Annotated in this window: 17 protein-coding genes; 9 read left to right on the top strand and 8 right to left on the bottom strand. The window is 64.5% G+C overall.

Annotation, left to right across the window (positions count from 1 at the left end; all coding sequences use genetic code 11):
- Positions 1–121 precede the first annotated feature (121 nt).
- Genes J7396_RS11470 through J7396_RS11450 form a run of 6 tightly spaced genes read right to left on the bottom strand, consistent with a single transcriptional unit; the run spans position 122 to position 4,093 of the window.
- Complete coding sequence (locus J7396_RS11470; protein WP_014089817.1) at positions 122–856, bottom strand: DUF2058 family protein; 735 nt, start codon at positions 854–856, stop codon at positions 122–124.
- 18 nt (positions 857–874) lie between these two features.
- Entirely contained in the window at positions 875–1,111 is a 237-nt protein-coding gene (locus J7396_RS11465; RefSeq protein WP_008576524.1) for a SlyX family protein, read from the bottom strand.
- Positions 1,104–2,453, bottom strand: coding sequence for a UDP-glucose/GDP-mannose dehydrogenase family protein (locus J7396_RS11460; protein WP_014089816.1), 1,350 nt, complete (start codon positions 2,451–2,453; stop codon positions 1,104–1,106). The genes J7396_RS11465 and J7396_RS11460 overlap by 8 nt, the downstream gene beginning before the upstream one ends.
- Before the next feature lie 25 nt (positions 2,454–2,478).
- Entirely contained in the window at positions 2,479–3,402 is a 924-nt protein-coding gene (locus J7396_RS11455) for an FKBP-type peptidyl-prolyl cis-trans isomerase (RefSeq protein ID WP_223866234.1), read from the bottom strand.
- Positions 3,320–3,505 (bottom strand): hypothetical protein, encoded by a 186-nt coding sequence (locus J7396_RS22550; RefSeq protein WP_223866235.1) that lies wholly within the window; start codon positions 3,503–3,505, stop codon positions 3,320–3,322. Before J7396_RS22550 ends, J7396_RS11455 begins: the two co-directional genes overlap by 83 nt.
- 30 nt (positions 3,506–3,535) lie before the next feature.
- The gene (locus J7396_RS11450) at positions 3,536–4,093 is read right to left on the bottom strand and encodes a glutathione peroxidase (RefSeq protein WP_011346979.1); all 558 of its coding nucleotides are present in this window, start codon (positions 4,091–4,093) and stop codon (positions 3,536–3,538) included.
- A 133-nt stretch (positions 4,094–4,226) separates the two neighbouring features.
- On the opposite strand from J7396_RS11450, the gene J7396_RS11445 reads away from it, so the two are divergent.
- The 7 genes from J7396_RS11445 (at position 4,227) to J7396_RS11415 (ending at position 8,878) form a co-directional block, all read left to right on the top strand.
- On the top strand, positions 4,227–4,475 hold the full coding sequence (locus J7396_RS11445) for a hypothetical protein (RefSeq protein WP_074038585.1): 249 nt from the start codon (positions 4,227–4,229) through the stop codon (positions 4,473–4,475).
- A gap of 2 nt (positions 4,476–4,477) precedes the next feature.
- Positions 4,478–4,840, top strand: coding sequence for a GntR family transcriptional regulator (locus tag J7396_RS11440; RefSeq protein WP_003483692.1), 363 nt, complete (start codon positions 4,478–4,480; stop codon positions 4,838–4,840).
- Positions 4,837–5,712, top strand: a complete 876-nt coding sequence (locus tag J7396_RS11435; protein WP_005913764.1) for an ABC transporter ATP-binding protein — start codon at positions 4,837–4,839, stop codon at positions 5,710–5,712. Before J7396_RS11440 ends, J7396_RS11435 begins: the two co-directional genes overlap by 4 nt.
- Positions 5,709–6,695, top strand: a complete 987-nt coding sequence (locus J7396_RS11430; protein WP_011346978.1) for a hypothetical protein — start codon at positions 5,709–5,711, stop codon at positions 6,693–6,695. The genes J7396_RS11435 and J7396_RS11430 overlap by 4 nt, the downstream gene beginning before the upstream one ends.
- Positions 6,696–6,705: 10 nt before the next feature.
- Positions 6,706–7,524, top strand: coding sequence for a DUF4097 family beta strand repeat-containing protein (locus J7396_RS11425; protein ID WP_008578097.1), 819 nt, complete (start codon positions 6,706–6,708; stop codon positions 7,522–7,524).
- A gap of 34 nt (positions 7,525–7,558) precedes the next feature.
- On the top strand, positions 7,559–8,089 hold the full coding sequence (locus tag J7396_RS11420; protein WP_209261477.1) for a DUF2884 family protein: 531 nt from the start codon (positions 7,559–7,561) through the stop codon (positions 8,087–8,089).
- Between the two features lie 366 nt (positions 8,090–8,455).
- On the top strand, positions 8,456–8,878 hold the full coding sequence (locus J7396_RS11415; protein ID WP_014089812.1) for a hypothetical protein: 423 nt from the start codon (positions 8,456–8,458) through the stop codon (positions 8,876–8,878).
- 128 nt (positions 8,879–9,006) lie between these two features.
- On the opposite strand, the gene J7396_RS11410 is transcribed toward J7396_RS11415, so the two are convergent.
- Positions 9,007–10,413, bottom strand: a complete 1,407-nt coding sequence (locus J7396_RS11410) for a class II fumarate hydratase (RefSeq protein WP_127165893.1) — start codon at positions 10,411–10,413, stop codon at positions 9,007–9,009.
- Positions 10,414–10,696: 283 nt separating this feature from the next.
- On the opposite strand from J7396_RS11410, the gene J7396_RS11405 reads away from it, so the two are divergent.
- Positions 10,697–12,019: a hemolysin family protein gene (locus J7396_RS11405; RefSeq protein WP_071117724.1), complete on the top strand. Its 1,323-nt coding sequence runs from the start codon at positions 10,697–10,699 to the stop codon at positions 12,017–12,019.
- 10 nt (positions 12,020–12,029) lie between these two features.
- Here the strand turns inward: J7396_RS11405 and J7396_RS11400 are convergent, their stop codons facing one another.
- Positions 12,030–13,013 carry a CAP domain-containing protein gene (locus J7396_RS11400; RefSeq protein WP_078538100.1) on the bottom strand — a complete coding sequence of 328 codons (984 nt, stop codon included), beginning with the start codon at positions 13,011–13,013 and terminating at the stop codon, positions 12,030–12,032.
- A gap of 164 nt (positions 13,014–13,177) precedes the next feature.
- Here J7396_RS11400 and purB point away from each other — a divergent pair, with 164 nt between their 5' ends.
- On the top strand, positions 13,178–14,545 hold the full coding sequence (gene purB / locus J7396_RS11395; protein WP_031421963.1) for an adenylosuccinate lyase: 1,368 nt from the start codon (positions 13,178–13,180) through the stop codon (positions 14,543–14,545).
- The last annotated feature ends 8 nt before the right edge of the window (positions 14,546–14,553 follow it).

The raw sequence follows: 14,553 nt of genomic DNA, 5'->3' as shown, positions 1-14,553 counted from the left end.
GACAATCCGATGACCGCCCTCTGGCTTGCGCGGTGGCTACGCGCCTATTGCCTGGGGAAAATGCAATGAAAATGGGCACCCGCAGGTGCCCATGTACAACACACAACACGCATCGGGCGTTCTACCAGACTAGGTCGTCGGGCACCTGATACTTCGGATCAGCGTACGGGTCATCGCCCGCTGGTGCGTTCGGGTCCACCTTCAAGGCGACCGATGGGGCGAACACCGCCTCGGCTTCGGCAAGCAGCTCGGCAGTCACCAGCAGATAGCGTCCGTTGAGTTGCAGCACACCCAGCTCGCCGGCGTTGAGCGCCTTGAGCTGATCGGCGGTGACGTAGATGCGCTTGATCTTGCCGCCATACGGAAAATGCCGGGCGATATCGGCAGCGGCATCATTCAAACCCTTGTCCTTCACCAGCGCTTCGAGCTTGGCCTTGGCTTCGCGACGCAGGCGTGCTTCTTCCTGCTTCACTCGCTCGGCTTCGATGCGCTCGTCCTTCTCGCGCTGCGCACGAATCGCATAGGCCTTGGCCAGATCGATATCTTCGCGCGTGCGTGCCGGCCGGGGGCCGTGACGGTCTGCAGCGGCATGCTGCGGACGCGGCGCTGCGCCGGGCTTGCCGTCATGCCGACGCTCGGGCCTGCCAGCGGGTTTGCGCTCGCCATTGCCGTCGGTTGACGCGGCGGCATGCGGCCGCTGCGGTCCCCTGCCCTGGCCCGGCCGATTCCCTCCGGGTGCTGGCTTGCCGCCATTGCCATGTGCACGCGCTGCAGGCCGTGCGTCGGGTTTGCGTTCGGGCTTGGGCGCGGACTTGAAGCCCAACCCAAGCAACTGGTCACGTAAGGTATCGCTCATGGCGGCGGCAATCTGCAATCAATAGTGCGGAGGCGGCGGTTCGTCCGCTGCATCGGCAAACAATGTGGAGCGCACCTTGCCCAGATCCTCGAGCAGGTGGCGGATCAGTTCGGCGTTGCGTGCACCCGTCAAACGGGCGTCTGCAAGTGCTTCACTCAGTTCGTTGAGCGCCTGCTCCTGAAAGGACAGGCGCGTTTCCAATTCGATCAACCGCGCTTCCAGCGCGCGGTCGTGCAGCGGGAGTTGCTCATGCATATAACGAACGGCCTCGTCCAATGGCGTAGTACGCCAGACCTGCGGCTTCGATCTCCTGCGGGTCGTAAAGGTTGCGGCCGTCGAAGACGACATCGTCCTTCAAGGCCTGCTTGATCTTGCCGAAGTCCGGGCTGCGGAACTGCTTCCACTCGGTGACCACGACCAGTGCGTCGGCACCTTCCAGTGCAGAAAAGGCATCGTCGCAATACGCCAGATCATCGCGCTCGCCGAAGATGCGCCTGGCTTCGCGAGTGGCTTCAGGATCGTAGGCGCGCACGGTGGCACCGGCTTCCCACAACTGTTCCATCAGGCGACGGCTGGACGCAGCACGCATGTCGTCGGTATTGGGCTTGAACGCCAGACCCCACACCGCGAAGGTCTTGCCGGCCAGATTACCGGCGCCCTCGGCACAGTAATGCCGCTGCACCAATTCGAACAGATGGCCCTTTTGCGCGTTGTTGACGCTTTCCACTGCCTCGAGCAGGGTCGGCCGCATGCCGTACTGCTCGGCCGTCTTGGCCAATGCCTGCACGTCCTTCGGGAAGCACGAGCCGCCGTAGCCGGCGCCGGGATAGATGAAGTGCCAGCCAATACGCGGATCCGAGCCGATACCGTTACGCACCTGTTCGACGTCCGCACCGACACGCTCGGCAATATTGGCGATCTCGTTCATGAAACTGATCTTGGTCGCCAGCATCGCGTTGGCCGCGTACTTGGTCAGCTCGGCCGACCGCACGTCCATTTCCACGATGCGATCGCGATTGCGGTTGAACGGTGCGTACAAACGCCGCATGCGCGCAATGGCCGCCGGCTTCTTGGCACCAATCACGATGCGGTCCGGGCGCATGCAGTCGGCCACCGCGTCGCCTTCCTTGAGGAATTCGGGGTTGGAGACGACATCGAACTCATGGTCCACGCCGCGTGCGTCCAGCTCTTCCTGGATCGCCACGCGCACGATGTCGGCCGTGCCGACCGGCACCGTGGACTTGTTGACCACGATCGCCGGGCCGTCGATATGCCGGCCCACCGTGCGCGCGACTGCCAGCACGTATTGCAGGTCGGCGCTCCCGTCCTGGTCAGCCGGCGTGCCGACGGCAATGAAGGTGATCTCGCCATGCGCGATGGCTGCAGCCGCATCACTGGTGAAGCGCAACCGGCCGGCGGCATGGTTGGCCTTCACCATCGGCTCCAGGCCGGGCTCATAGATCGGAATCAACCCGCGATTGAGGGCATCAAGCTTGGCTTGATCGATGTCCACGCAGACGACCTGGTGCCCCACTTCGGCCAGGCAGGCACCGGTCACAAGACCCACGTAGCCGGTGCCGAAGATCGCAACGCGCATGGAATGGAATGCCTGCCACGGAAGATCAGGGAAGGATACCCATCAGCTCGACATCGAACGTCAACGTTGCGTCAGGTCCGATCGGCCCGCCTTGCGTGCCGTTCGGGCCATAGGCCAGGTTGGATGGAATCCAGAAACGGTATTTCGAGCCGACCGGCATCAACGCGACGCCCTCGGTCCAACCGGGGATGACTTGATCCAGACCGAACTCCGCCGGCTGGCCGCGCTGGTAGGAACTGTCGAAGACCTGCCCGTTGAGCAGCTTGCCTTCGTAGTTCACACGCACCTTGCTGGTCCGCATCGGGCGCTCGCCGCTGCCCTGGCGCAACACCATGTACTGCAGGCCGGACGCGGTGGTGATCACGCCCTTCTCGGTCTTGTTCTTGGCAAGGAACTCATTGCCTTGCTTGCGATTGTTGGCAGCGGCGGCACCCTGCTTGGCAGAGGCGAATGCCTGCATGGTGGCTGCGGCTTCCTGCTGGGTCAGACGCGTGGTGCCCTTGGCGAACACGGTACGCACTGCTTCCATCAGGATCGACAGATCGATCTCGTCCTTGATGCCGGCCAGCGACGGACCAACCGCACGATCGCCGAGCATCAGGCCGACATTTTCCTTGGACGGTGCGGCCGGCGCGGCGCCCGGCGCCATGCCTGGCACCTGCTGGCCATTGCGGGCAGCGAGCGCGGTACGCAATGCGGTGTCGGTGGCCTGGGTCTGCTCATCCGACAACAGCGGCTTGCCGCCCTTGAATGCATTTTCGATGGCGCGTTGCATCGCGTTCACATCGATGTCCTGAGCAATCGGCTCGAACGAACGTGCCACGTCCATACCGATGGCGTAGCTCACGTCCTCGCGCGTGCTCTTGTCAGACGATGCATTCAAAGCTGGCTTCTCCTTGGTGGCCGCTGCGGCCGGTTGCTGCGACATCGCCGGCATCGATGCCGACATTGCCACCATCAGTAACGACGCCGCCGCGCCGCGCTTTCCCATCTTCATTCGATGCACTTCCCAAAAGTGAAAAGACACGCCACCGATGGCGCTGAATGCGCATTGTCGCATGCGCGCGCGGCGATGCGAGTGCTCAGTGCGCCGGTGCCTTGAGCTCGCGTTCGATTGCTGCCAGCACGCTCGGATCGTCCGGTTTGATCTTGCTGGGGAACTGCGCAACCACCCGGCCATCGCGACTGATCAGATACTTGTGGAAGTTCCAGCCCGGCGCCACGCCAGTGGCCTGGGTCAGGCGCTGATACAGCGGCGTTGCCTGCGCACCCAGCACATGGACCTTTTCGAACATCGGGAACTTCACCCCATAGGTCAGCGTGCAGAATTCCTGGATCTGTTTCTCCGATCCCGGTTCCTGTCCCTGGAAATCGTTGGATGGAAAACCCAGCACCGTGAAGCCGCGGCTGCCGAAGCGCTGGTTGAGCGCTTCCAGCCCCTCGTACTGCGGGGTGAAGCCGCACTTGCTGGCGGTATTGACCACCATGACGACCTTGCCGCCGTAGGTACGGTTCAGGTTGATTGGCGTCTTGCCGGCCAGCGGCCGGTATTCCACATCCAGTACCGGAGTGCCGGCAGCGAACGCGGATGTTGCAAAAAAGCCAGTCAATACAAGAGCTAGCAGACGATTGAGCAACATGAGCAATGCCCTTCGAAAGTTGAGGCGGCGCACCGATGAGGGGTGCCATCAGTTGGGGATGACAAACAGTTGACTGCCTGCGTGTCGGTGTTATAGTTTAATACAACACCAGTCACCCAACGCAGGGGAAAGCATGAACAGCACACGCTTGACGCGACCAGTTCCGCTGTTGCTGTTCGGCAGCACCCTGTTTGCCATTGGTTGCCTGGGAGCCGCTTCCAGTCAGGTGACGGAGTCCGACGCCGATTATGGCGTGTCGGAGGCGGTTACGGAAAACGCGACAACTCCCCCCGAAGCGCGTTCCCGGCCTGGCCGGCATGTGCGCGCCTCGCTGTCGATGCCCTATTTCTCCTTCGCGCAGGCCCTGCGCCCACGGAGCTGATCATGAACGACATTCAGTGGAGCGACGGCGCTCCCATCTACCGCCAACTCAAGGAACGGGTGATTGCCATGATGCTCGATGGAATTCTCAAGCCCGGCGATGCCCTGCCCTCGGTGCGCCAGGTGGCGGCCGATTACCAACTCAACCCCATCACCGTCTCGCGCGCCTACCAGGAACTGGCCGACGAGAACCTGGTGGAGAAACGCCGCGGCTTGGGCATGTTCATGACCCCGGAGGCCGCACAGAAGCTGCGTGGCAGCGAACGCGAGCGTTTCTTGAATGAAGAATGGCCCGCCGTGCTGGAAAGGATCCAGCGCCTGGGACTGTCCATCGACGATCTGTTGCCACAGGGAAAAACACCATGACCGCCGTCTCCTCCGACCATGTGGTCGACGCACGTGGCCTGCGCAAGGCCTACAAGCATCGGCTCGCGCTGGACAACACCAGCTTCACCATTGCCGCCGGCCGCATTATTGGACTGATCGGCCCCAACGGCGCCGGCAAGACCACTGCGCTCAAGGCGGTGCTGGGGCTGACCGATTTCGCCGGCGAGTTGCAGGTATTGGGCATGGATCCGCGCACCCAGCGCAATGCGCTGATGAACGAGGTCTGCTTCATTGCCGACGTGGCGGTGCTGCCGCGCTGGCTGCGGGTCGGCGAAGCGATCGACTTCGTCGCCGGCGTGCATCCGCGTTTTGATCGCGCCAAGTGCGAGCGCTTCCTGGCCAATACCCAGCTCAACCGCAAATCGCGGGTGCGCGAGTTGTCCAAGGGCATGATCGTGCAGCTGCATCTGGCGCTGGTGATGGCCATCGACGCACGCATCCTGGTGCTGGACGAACCGACCCTGGGCCTGGACATCCTCTACCGCAAGCAGTTCTACCAGCGCCTGCTGGAGGATTACTTCGACGAGCAGAAGACCATCATCGTCACCACCCACCAGGTCGAAGAGATCGAACACATCCTCACCGATGTGATGTTCATCCGCGACGGCCGCATCGTGCTCACCGCCGATATGGAAAGCGTCTCCGAGCGCTACACCGAAGTCCTGGTCGGTGCCGACCAGCTGGATGCAGCGCGCGCCCTGAAACCGATCGACGAGCGCGGCCTGCCGTTCGGCAAGACCGTGATGTTGTTCGATGGCGCGCCGAAAGAGCAGCTCGCCCGTTTTGGCGAAACCCGCAATCCCGGCCTAGCCGACCTGTTCGTTGCGGTCATGAAGGGGACCTACGCATGAATGCAGTGACCAACCAAGCATCACCCGCACGCACCTTCGCCTGGCTGCTCAAACGCGAATATTGGGAGCACCGTGGCGGCTTCGTGTGGGCGCAGTTCATCACCGGCGGCATCGCGGTGTTCTTCGCGCTGCTGGGCGCGGTGATCGGTGCGATCAGCGCCCGCCGCAACATGGTCGGCGACAGCATCACCATGGACGATCTGGCCGAATACACGCGCACGCTGGGCCAGGTCGGCGACGGCCTGCTGCTGGGCGGCATCGGCATCGCCTCGGTGGTGCTGGCATTCGTGGTGTTTTTCTACGCACTCGGCAGCCTGTACGACGATCGCCGCGACCGCAGCGTGCTGTTCTGGAAATCGTTGCCGGTGTCGGACGTGCAGACCGTGTTGTCCAAGGCTGCCTGGGCGTTGCTGCTGGCGCCGCTGATCTCCATCGCGATCGGTGCGGCGGTCGGCATGGCGCTGTGGCTGATCGCCATCGTTGGCGCCCTGATTGCCGGCGTGCCCAGCCCCTGGGCGCTGGCGACCCATTCGCACCCGTTCTCGCTGCTGTGGCTGTTGCTCAAGACCGTGCCGATGAGCCTGCTATGGGCGCTGCCGACCGTGGGCTGGCTGATGTTCTGCTCGGCCTGGGCCAACAGCAAGCCGTTCCTGTGGGCGGTGCTGTTTCCGCTGCTGGCCTGCGTGATGCTGAGCATTCTCTCGGCGATGCCGGGCGTGTCGCTGCCGATCGGCTGGATCTGGTACATCGTCGGCTACCGTGGCCTGCTCAGCGCCCTGCCCGGCACCTGGTCGCCACTTGCCGTCAGCGGGAACCTGGACAGCAGCACCCTGCAAAGCCCCAGCGACCTGGTGCAATGGGCCCTGCAGCACACCGACAGCACGCGCGTCTATGGCAGCGCGGATATCTGGATTGGCGCAGCCGTCGGTATCGCCTTGATCGCCGCTTCCATCTACCTGCGCCGTCGGCGCTCCGAAGCCTGAGGGACCTCCCATGCGCCTGACCCTGAGCCTGGCCATCCTGCTCGCATTGCCCGGTGTTGCAGCGGCAGAGGAGCAGTGCAAGTTCTCCGAACCACGTAGCCTGGACCTGCAACTGACCGGCGTGAAGTCGGTCCTGTTCGAGGTCGCTTCCAACGACCTGCATCTGGACGCCTCGCCCGGCGGCGGCGGGAAACTGGGCGGGCGCGCCTGTGCTGCCAGGGCCGAATTGCTCAAGAGCCTGACCGTGACCCAGAAGCGCGTCGGCGACAAGCTGGTGGTGAGCTTGAACGATGACCGCCGGTTTTCCTTCGGCAACAGCTATTCCTACCTGGACCTGCGCGGCAGCGTGCCCAACACGGTGCTGGTGCAATTTGACGTGGGTTCCGGCGATGCGCAGATCAACGGGGCCGCCGCAGTGAGCGCCGACGTGGGTTCGGGCGACATGACCATTCGTCACACCAAGGGCCGCGTGACCGCCAAGGTGGGTTCCGGCGATGTCGAGCTGGAAGATCTGGGCGCGCTGCGCGTGCTGGCAGTGGGCTCGGGCGACCTCAAGGCGCGTGAGGTGCACGGTGCGGCAGAGGTGGCGAAAGTGCAGTCCGGCGAGATCAAGCTGCACGGCGTCGCAGGCAACATCAAGATCGGCACGATCGGCTCGGGCGATGTCGATATCCGCGATGTGCAAGGCAATGTCAACGTGGAGTCGGTCGCTTCCGGCGCGTTGAATGTCCGCAAGGTGCGTGGCGATCTGAGCGTGGCGCACAAGGGCAGCGGCGATATCGATGTGAGCGAGGTCTCCGGCAGCACCCGGGTACCGACAGACAAATGACGACGACTTCTTTCAGGATGTGGGGGAATTGCTGATGAAATTGCTTGTTTCGGCGGTAGTGATGAGCGTATTGCTGGCGGGTTGCGGCAAGTCCGAACCCACCGTCAACGTCTCCGGCCAGGCCAATGGTGCCGGCGTGACCTTTACCGGCAAGAGCCTGACGCTCAAGCGCGACGGCTTGCCGGCCGCCACCATCGGTGTCGATGGCGCGCTCAGCATCGACGGCAAGCCGGTGGACTTGAATGAGGCGCAACGCCAGGCGATGCGCAGTTACTACGCGCAGGTGCAAGGCGTGGCCAAGAAGGGCATCGACATCGGCACCCAGGGCGCGGCGTTCGGCGCACATGCGGCAGGCGAAGCGATCAAGGGCGTGCTCAGCGGCAACTCAGATCAGATCGGCGACAAGATCGAGGCCGAGGCAGACACCTTCAAGCACAAGGCCCTGCAGATCTGCGATCAGCTGGCCACGCTGCGCACCGCACAGGATGCAGCCGCGCAGCTGGTGCCGGCCTTTGCGCCGTACTCGACCCTGACGCAGCACGACATCGACGATTGCCGCAAGTAGATGGCCCGACAGACCGACGACGCGCACCGCCGGGCGGGCGTCGTCGGTGCGCGGCGCGGCATGTACCGATCGTCCACTGCGACGCCGGTGCGCCACACGCCTGGTTGACGACCGTTCGCAGGCAGGTGGCAGCGCCTCCATCCGCAACGCTCAGCAACTGCGTATCGCACCGCCTGCGCAGCTGTCCGCATGGCGCGTGCCATCGCTGATCGGCCGGCCGGAACGCGCTTGGAACCGGCGATGCGTGCACGGTAACCAAACGCATCGACGCCCTGCGACATTTTGGCAGGCACCGGACGGCCGCTTTGCCGATCCGCAGACCGGAGCGGGATTACACTAATGCGCTTCCCTCACTCCATCGACCCCATGAACAAGTTCGTGATGCTCTGCATGGCGCTTCTGCTGTGCACGCTTGCTGCCTGCGGCGACCAGTCGTCTCGCCGCGCCGAACGCGGCAAGCCGCGCGTTGCGGTCACCACGCAGTCGGTGATGATCCGCCGCCCGCCGGCTGCCAATGCCGAAATCACCCCCGACGGCACGCTCAAGATCGACGACATCGCGCTGCCGCAGAAAGAAGCCACACGCGCCAAGCTGCAGTTGCTGTTCGGCCACCTGCAGATGTTGCGCCAGCAGGCGGTGAACGAGGCCGGCCCGGATCCGGAATACAAGTCGATCAAGCTGACCGCCACGCCGCAGATCCAGACGCTCAGTGGGGAATTGCTGGATGAAATTCCGTCGCTGCAGCCGTATCGCGAGAGTTTTAGTAACCTGCAAGCCGAGCGGCATTGACGCCCAGCGCACGTCAGCCAAGCGGCCAGAAGCAGCAAGAGACCCGCAGGAACGCGCTTGCGCGCGATGAGCAGTGACCGATCAGCCTCATCGCGCACAGGTGCGCTCTTCCATATGCACTGCGGTGATCAGCCGCCGCCGCCACCGCCGCCGGCCTGGATACCGCCGCGCGTCAAGGCTGCCGGGTCGAGCAATCGCCGCAGTTCCGCTTCGCCGAGCCCGCTATCTTCCTTGGCCACATCCAGTACCGGCCGCTGCTCCTTGTAGGCACGCTTGGCGATGGCCGCGGCTTTTTCGTAGCCGATGATCGGATTCAGTGCCGTCACCAGAATGGGGTTGCGGTCCAGCGCCTCGCGGACGCGCTCCTGACGCACCTTCAGCCCGGCAATGGCCGTGTCGGCCAACAGACGCGAAACATTGCCCAGCAAGTTGATCGAATCCAGCAGGTTGTAGGCGATCAGCGGCAAGGTCACGTTCAACTGGAAGTTGCCGGTTTGCCCGGCAATGGTGATGGCAGTGTGGTGGCCGATCACCTGCGCGCACGCCATCACGGTGGCTTCGGGAATCACCGGATTGACCTTGCCCGGCATGATCGAGCTGCCAGGCTGCAGCGCCGGCAGTTCGATTTCGCCCAGTCCCGCCAGCGGTCCGGCATTCATCCAGCGCAAGTCGTTTGCGATCTTGATCAGCGCCACCGCCAGCGCGTTGAGCTGACCGGACAGCTCCACCGCATCGTCCTGCGCGGCGAGGCCTTCGAACTTGTTTTCCGCGCTCTCGAACCTGGCTCCGCTCAGGCTGGACAAGGCCTTGGCCACCTTGCCACCGAAGCGCGGGTCGGCATTGATGCCGGTCCCGATCGCCGTACCTCCCAGCGGCAAGCGTCGCAAGCGTTTGAGCGCGTCGTCGACACGCTCCTGCGCCGAACTCAGCTGCGCCGACCACGCGCCGAACTCCTGCCCAAAGGTGAGCGGCATCGCATCCATCAAATGCGTGCGACCGGTCTTGACGATCTTGTCCAGCGATTTGGCGCGCTTGTCGATGGTCTTGCGCAGATGCTTAAGCGCCGGTTGCAGATGTTCCTGCACAGCCAGCAATGCAGACACGCGAATGGCGGTGGGCACCACATCGTTGGAACTCTGGCCGAGATTGACGTGGTCGTTGGGATGCACCGCATCCTTGCCGGCACGCGTGGCCAAGGTGGCAATCACCTCATTGGCATTCATGTTGGACGAGGTGCCCGAACCGGTCTGGTACACATCGATGGGAAACTGCGCATCGAAGCGACCCTCGGCCACTTGCAACGCGGCGGCCTGCACGGTCTTGCCGATCGACTTGGGCAACAATCCAAGCTCGGCGTTGACGCCGGCTGCCGCGGCCTTGATCAAGCCCAGCGCGCGAATGAAACCACGCGGCATCGGCTGCCCGGACACCGGGAAATTCTGCACCGCGCGCTGGGTCTGCGCGCCCCACAGCGCATCGGCGGGTACCTGCAATTCGCCCATGCTGTCGTGTTCGGTCCTGAAACGTTCGCTCATCTGCACTCTCCGCACATTGCTGACTTGTGGTGATCGATGGCTGGCGGCGGGCGTACCCACGCTGGCGAGGCCGTCTACGATACTCGCTCGCCGCGTTGCGACGATGTCGTCGTACGCTGTCGGCTAGACTGCCTGCTGATCATGACGAGATACCAAGCCGCCATGGGCGACGAGCCTGACTGTAGAAACGCAGACTCCACATCTGTTGCCGGGATACCCCGCACCTCCACCGCACATGCGCTAGCACGCAGATGTACCGCTCCTGCAGCGCACGGAGGCGGACATGTTAGGTAACGTCTTGCTCCTGTTGGTCGCGCTGTTGCTGGTGCTGTTGAATGGGTTCTTTGTCGCCGCCGAATTCGCGCTGGTCAAGCTGCGGCACACGCAAGCGGTGGGCCTGGCGCAAACCAACGGCTGGCGTGGGCGCTTGCTGCTCGGGGTGCACGCCCATCTGGATGCGTATCTGTCGGCCTGCCAGCTCGGGATCACCCTGGCCTCGCTCGGATTGGGCTGGGTCGGCGAGCCGGCGTTCGCACATCTGCTGCAACCGCTGTTCGATACGCTGGGCCTGTCGCCGGAAGCGGCACAATTCACTGCGCTGGCAATCGCCTTCAGCCTGATTTCGTTCCTGCACATCGTGCTGGGCGAACTGGCGCCCAAGACCATGGCGATCCGCCGACCGGAACGCATGTCGTTGTGGACCGCCGCGCCGCTGTACGTTTTCTACTGGCTGATGTACCCGGCCATCTGGGTACTCAATACCAGCGCCAACCGCTTTCTGCGCCTGCTCGGCTGGGGCGAAGTGGAACACCACTCGCATCGTTATTCACGCGAGGAATTGATGCTGATCGTCGGCCGCCAGGACCCGAACGCCGCAGCGCCCGACCAGGGGCTGGCCTTGATGAGCCACGCGTTGGAATTGCCGGATCTGGTCGCCGGCGACCTGATGCGTCCGCGCGAGCACCTGCGCAGCCTGCGCGAAGGCATGACCCTGGAAGCGGTGCTGGCCGAATTCAGTGAGTCGCGCTACAGCCGCTACCCCTGGTTCGACGCCGATGGCGAGCAAGTGCTGGGCATCCTGCACACCAAGGATCTGCTGGTGGCGATGGCACGCGGCCAGAACCTGGACGATCTGCGCCCGCTGCTGCGCCCTCCCACCATGCTGACCCTGGAAACGCCGATTCCCAACGCGCTGGAGCAATTCCGCGCCGGCACCACCCATCTGGCGCTGTGCGTGGAAGAAGAAGGCCGCATCCTGGGCTTTTTCACCCTGGAAGACCTGCTGGAAGTGGTGGTCGGCGACATCGAGGACGAGCACCGCCATGTGGTGCGCGATGCCCCGATCCGTGGCCAGGACGGCTCGCTGCTGGTCGCCGGCAGCACCTCGATCTTCCGCCTGGAACGCCTGCTCGGTCAGGATCTGAGCGCGCCGGACCACGTCAATTCGGTCGGCGGGCTGATCCTGTATCAGCTGCAGCGCCTGCCCGAGGAAGGCGAAACGCTGGAACTGGATGGCCACTTGCTGACCGTAAGGCGCATGGCAGGCCACCGCATCCAGGCGGTCACGGTGCGCCCGGTGGGCGAAGCCGTCGATGCGGCCAGCTGATGTCGTCGATTCATTCGGTGGACGCGCGAGGCGATTGGCCGATGCGAAACCAATAACGGTAATCGCGCGACTGCCCACCGAACCGCACCCCGCGGATGGTCACGTCGTATATCACACCCGGCTGCAAGCGCGGCACCCGGAATTGCAGGCTGTTGGGCACCCCGAAACTTTCGTGGTCCTCGCTCAGGTTGCGCACCTGCAGCTGGCGTCCATCGCGCTCACGGATCTCCACCTGCGCATCGGCGTAGTCGACATCGCGATTGGCGAACTTGCGCTTGCGGTCCGGCAAGGCGGTGAACGACAACAACGCATCGTCGGCGTAGTACCGGCCCGGGTACTCGCCGATCGGCCAGGCGACGAAATCCTCGCGCGTTCGCGCGGCGATGCCGACCGTCGGAACCAAGCGCAGCGCGGCACCGCTACTGAACGCAGCGCCATCGCGGCCGGCCACCATGCCGAAGGCGACGCGTTGCAGAAACGGATCCAGCAGCCAGCGCCGGTGTCCCAATCCACCGGCGCTGACGTTGTTGGCGTCGGTCAGCCACTCGATCACGATCTCATCGGCGCTGGAAAAACGCAGCAGCGGCGAGCTGACCCCGCCATAGATCAGGCTGCGGCGCGCGCCCTTGGCCGCGCTGTCGGAATAGCAGCGCCAGTCCGGCGTCGGCGCATGGCTGAGGCGGCCGTTGGCGGCAATCACCAAGGCCGCCTGGGTGGCCTCGGGCTCGGCCGCCGGGTCGTCGTCGACCGCGTCGAGACCGTGCAGCCGACGGATGTCGTTGATCAGCGCCAGCACGCGTTGTCGCTGCGCCGGCTGCAACTCGCCGGCCCGGCAGCTGGCGATTGCTGGCGGGGTGCGATACAGCGCCGCCGCCTGCGCGGCGAAATCGGCATCCTGCGCGGTGGCGGGCAGCGCGGCGGGCAAGATCGCGAAGGCGAGGCGAGCGAAGATCGGGCGCATGGCAGGTCGGAACAGCGCGGGGAGCTCTACCATAAAGTGCAGCTCGCGCCATGTCGGGCGTCTCTGCCGCGCTGATAGCCCGCCATTCAGCCCACGCTGGCGTGGGCCTGGCAACCCACTTTCCAGCGCAGCGGGCCTGCCCGCGGCCCTGGCGGCGTAGAATGCTGGCCCCACTGTCACCGCTGCCTCCCTTGCCCATGTCGGATTCCGCCCTGCTCGCCCTGTCCCCGCTCGACGGCCGCTACGCCTCCAAGGTGGATGCGCTGCGCCCGATCTTCTCCGAATACGGCCTGATCAAGGCGCGGGTCAAGGTCGAAATCGAATGGCTGCTGGCACTGGCCGCCGAGCCGGGCATCGCCGAACTGGCGCCGTTCTCGCCGGCTGCCGCGCAGCGCCTGCGCGCCCTGGCCGACGATTTCAGCGTGGCGCATGCCGCGCGGGTCAAGGAGATCGAGCGCACCACCAACCATGACGTCAAGGCGGTGGAGTACTTCATCAAGGAGCAGCTCAAGGACGACGCCGAGCTGGGGCCGGCGCTGGAATTCGTGCACTTTGCCTGCACCAGCGAAGACATCAACAACCTCAGCTACGGGCTGATGCTGGAGCAGGCCCGCCGCGAGGTGCTGCTGCCCAGCCTGGACGGCATTACCGCCGCGTTGCGCACCCTCGCCCACGCCCAGGCCGCCCAGCCGATGCTCTCGCGCACCCACGGCCAGACCGCCTCGCCCACCACGCTGGGCAAGGAAATCGCCAATGTGGTCGCGCGCCTGGAGCGCCAGCGCAAGCAGATCGCCGCGGTCGAACTGACCGGCAAGATCAACGGCGCGGTCGGCAACTACAACGCGCACCTGGTGTCGTACCCGGACCTGGACTGGGCAGCGTTCGCACAGCGTTTCGTGGAAAGCCTGGGGCTGGTGTTCAATCCCTACACCACCCAGATCGAGCCGCACGACAATGTGGCCGAAATCGGCGATGCCAGCCGCCGCGCCAACACCATCCTGATCGACCTGGCGCGCGACATCTGGGGCTATATCTCGCTGGGCTACTTCAAGCAGAAGCTGAAAGAGGGCGAAGTCGGCTCCTCGACCATGCCGCACAAGGTCAACCCCATCGACTTCGAAAATGCCGAGGGCAATCTCGGCATCGCCAACGCGCTGTTCGAGCATTTTTCCGCCAAGTTGCCGATCAGCCGCTGGCAGCGCGACCTCACCGATTCCACCGTGCTACGCGCACTCGGCACCGCGTTCGGCCACACCCAGGTCGCGCTGGATTCGCTGGCCAAGGGCCTGGGCAAGCTCACCGTCAACCCCGAGCGCCTGGATGGCGACCTGGATGCGGCCTGGGAAGTGCTGGCCGAAGCCGTACAGACGGTCATGCGCCGCCACGGGCTGCCGAACCCCTACGAACAACTCAAGGCGCTGACCCGCGGCCAGGGCATCACCGCCGCCTCGATGCAGGCCTTCGTGGAAAGCCTGCAACTGCCGGAAGACGACAAGCAGCGCCTGCGCGCACTCACCCCGGGCGCCTATACCGGCCTGGCCGAGCAGCTGGCGCGCGCGATCTGAGCTGACCG

The organism is Xanthomonas sp. A1809, from assembly GCF_017746015.1.
GTDB classification, from domain to species: Bacteria; Pseudomonadota; Gammaproteobacteria; order Xanthomonadales; family Xanthomonadaceae; genus Xanthomonas; species Xanthomonas euvesicatoria.
Note: the sequence above shows the minus strand (reverse complement) of the source record. Positions and strands in the feature narration are given on the sequence as shown.

Excerpts from the sequence above, each read along its gene's own strand:
- J7396_RS11405 (WP_071117724.1), top strand. The coding sequence starts at position 10,697 with ATGTTAGGTAACGTCTTGCTCCTGTTGGTCGCGCTGTTGCTGGTGCTG.
- J7396_RS11415 (WP_014089812.1), top strand. The coding sequence starts at position 8,456 with ATGAACAAGTTCGTGATGCTCTGCATGGCGCTTCTGCTGTGCACGCTT.
- J7396_RS11460 (WP_014089816.1), bottom strand. The coding sequence starts at position 2,453 with ATGCGCGTTGCGATCTTCGGCACCGGCTACGTGGGTCTTGTGACCGGT.
- J7396_RS22550 (WP_223866235.1), bottom strand. The coding sequence starts at position 3,505 with ATGCGCATTCAGCGCCATCGGTGGCGTGTCTTTTCACTTTTGGGAAGT.
- J7396_RS11470 (WP_014089817.1), bottom strand. The coding sequence starts at position 856 with ATGAGCGATACCTTACGTGACCAGTTGCTTGGGTTGGGCTTCAAGTCC.
- J7396_RS11420 (WP_209261477.1), top strand. The coding sequence starts at position 7,559 with ATGAAATTGCTTGTTTCGGCGGTAGTGATGAGCGTATTGCTGGCGGGT.
- J7396_RS11410 (WP_127165893.1), bottom strand. The coding sequence starts at position 10,413 with ATGAGCGAACGTTTCAGGACCGAACACGACAGCATGGGCGAATTGCAG.
- J7396_RS11400 (WP_078538100.1), bottom strand. The coding sequence starts at position 13,013 with ATGGTAGAGCTCCCCGCGCTGTTCCGACCTGCCATGCGCCCGATCTTC.
- J7396_RS11445 (WP_074038585.1), top strand. The coding sequence starts at position 4,227 with ATGAACAGCACACGCTTGACGCGACCAGTTCCGCTGTTGCTGTTCGGC.
- J7396_RS11435 (WP_005913764.1), top strand. The coding sequence starts at position 4,837 with ATGACCGCCGTCTCCTCCGACCATGTGGTCGACGCACGTGGCCTGCGC.
- J7396_RS11450 (WP_011346979.1), bottom strand. The coding sequence starts at position 4,093 with ATGTTGCTCAATCGTCTGCTAGCTCTTGTATTGACTGGCTTTTTTGCA.
- J7396_RS11430 (WP_011346978.1), top strand. The coding sequence starts at position 5,709 with ATGAATGCAGTGACCAACCAAGCATCACCCGCACGCACCTTCGCCTGG.
- J7396_RS11465 (WP_008576524.1), bottom strand. The coding sequence starts at position 1,111 with ATGCATGAGCAACTCCCGCTGCACGACCGCGCGCTGGAAGCGCGGTTG.
- J7396_RS11455 (WP_223866234.1), bottom strand. The coding sequence starts at position 3,402 with ATGTCGGCATCGATGCCGGCGATGTCGCAGCAACCGGCCGCAGCGGCC.
- J7396_RS11425 (WP_008578097.1), top strand. The coding sequence starts at position 6,706 with ATGCGCCTGACCCTGAGCCTGGCCATCCTGCTCGCATTGCCCGGTGTT.
- purB (WP_031421963.1), top strand. The coding sequence starts at position 13,178 with ATGTCGGATTCCGCCCTGCTCGCCCTGTCCCCGCTCGACGGCCGCTAC.
- J7396_RS11440 (WP_003483692.1), top strand. The coding sequence starts at position 4,478 with ATGAACGACATTCAGTGGAGCGACGGCGCTCCCATCTACCGCCAACTC.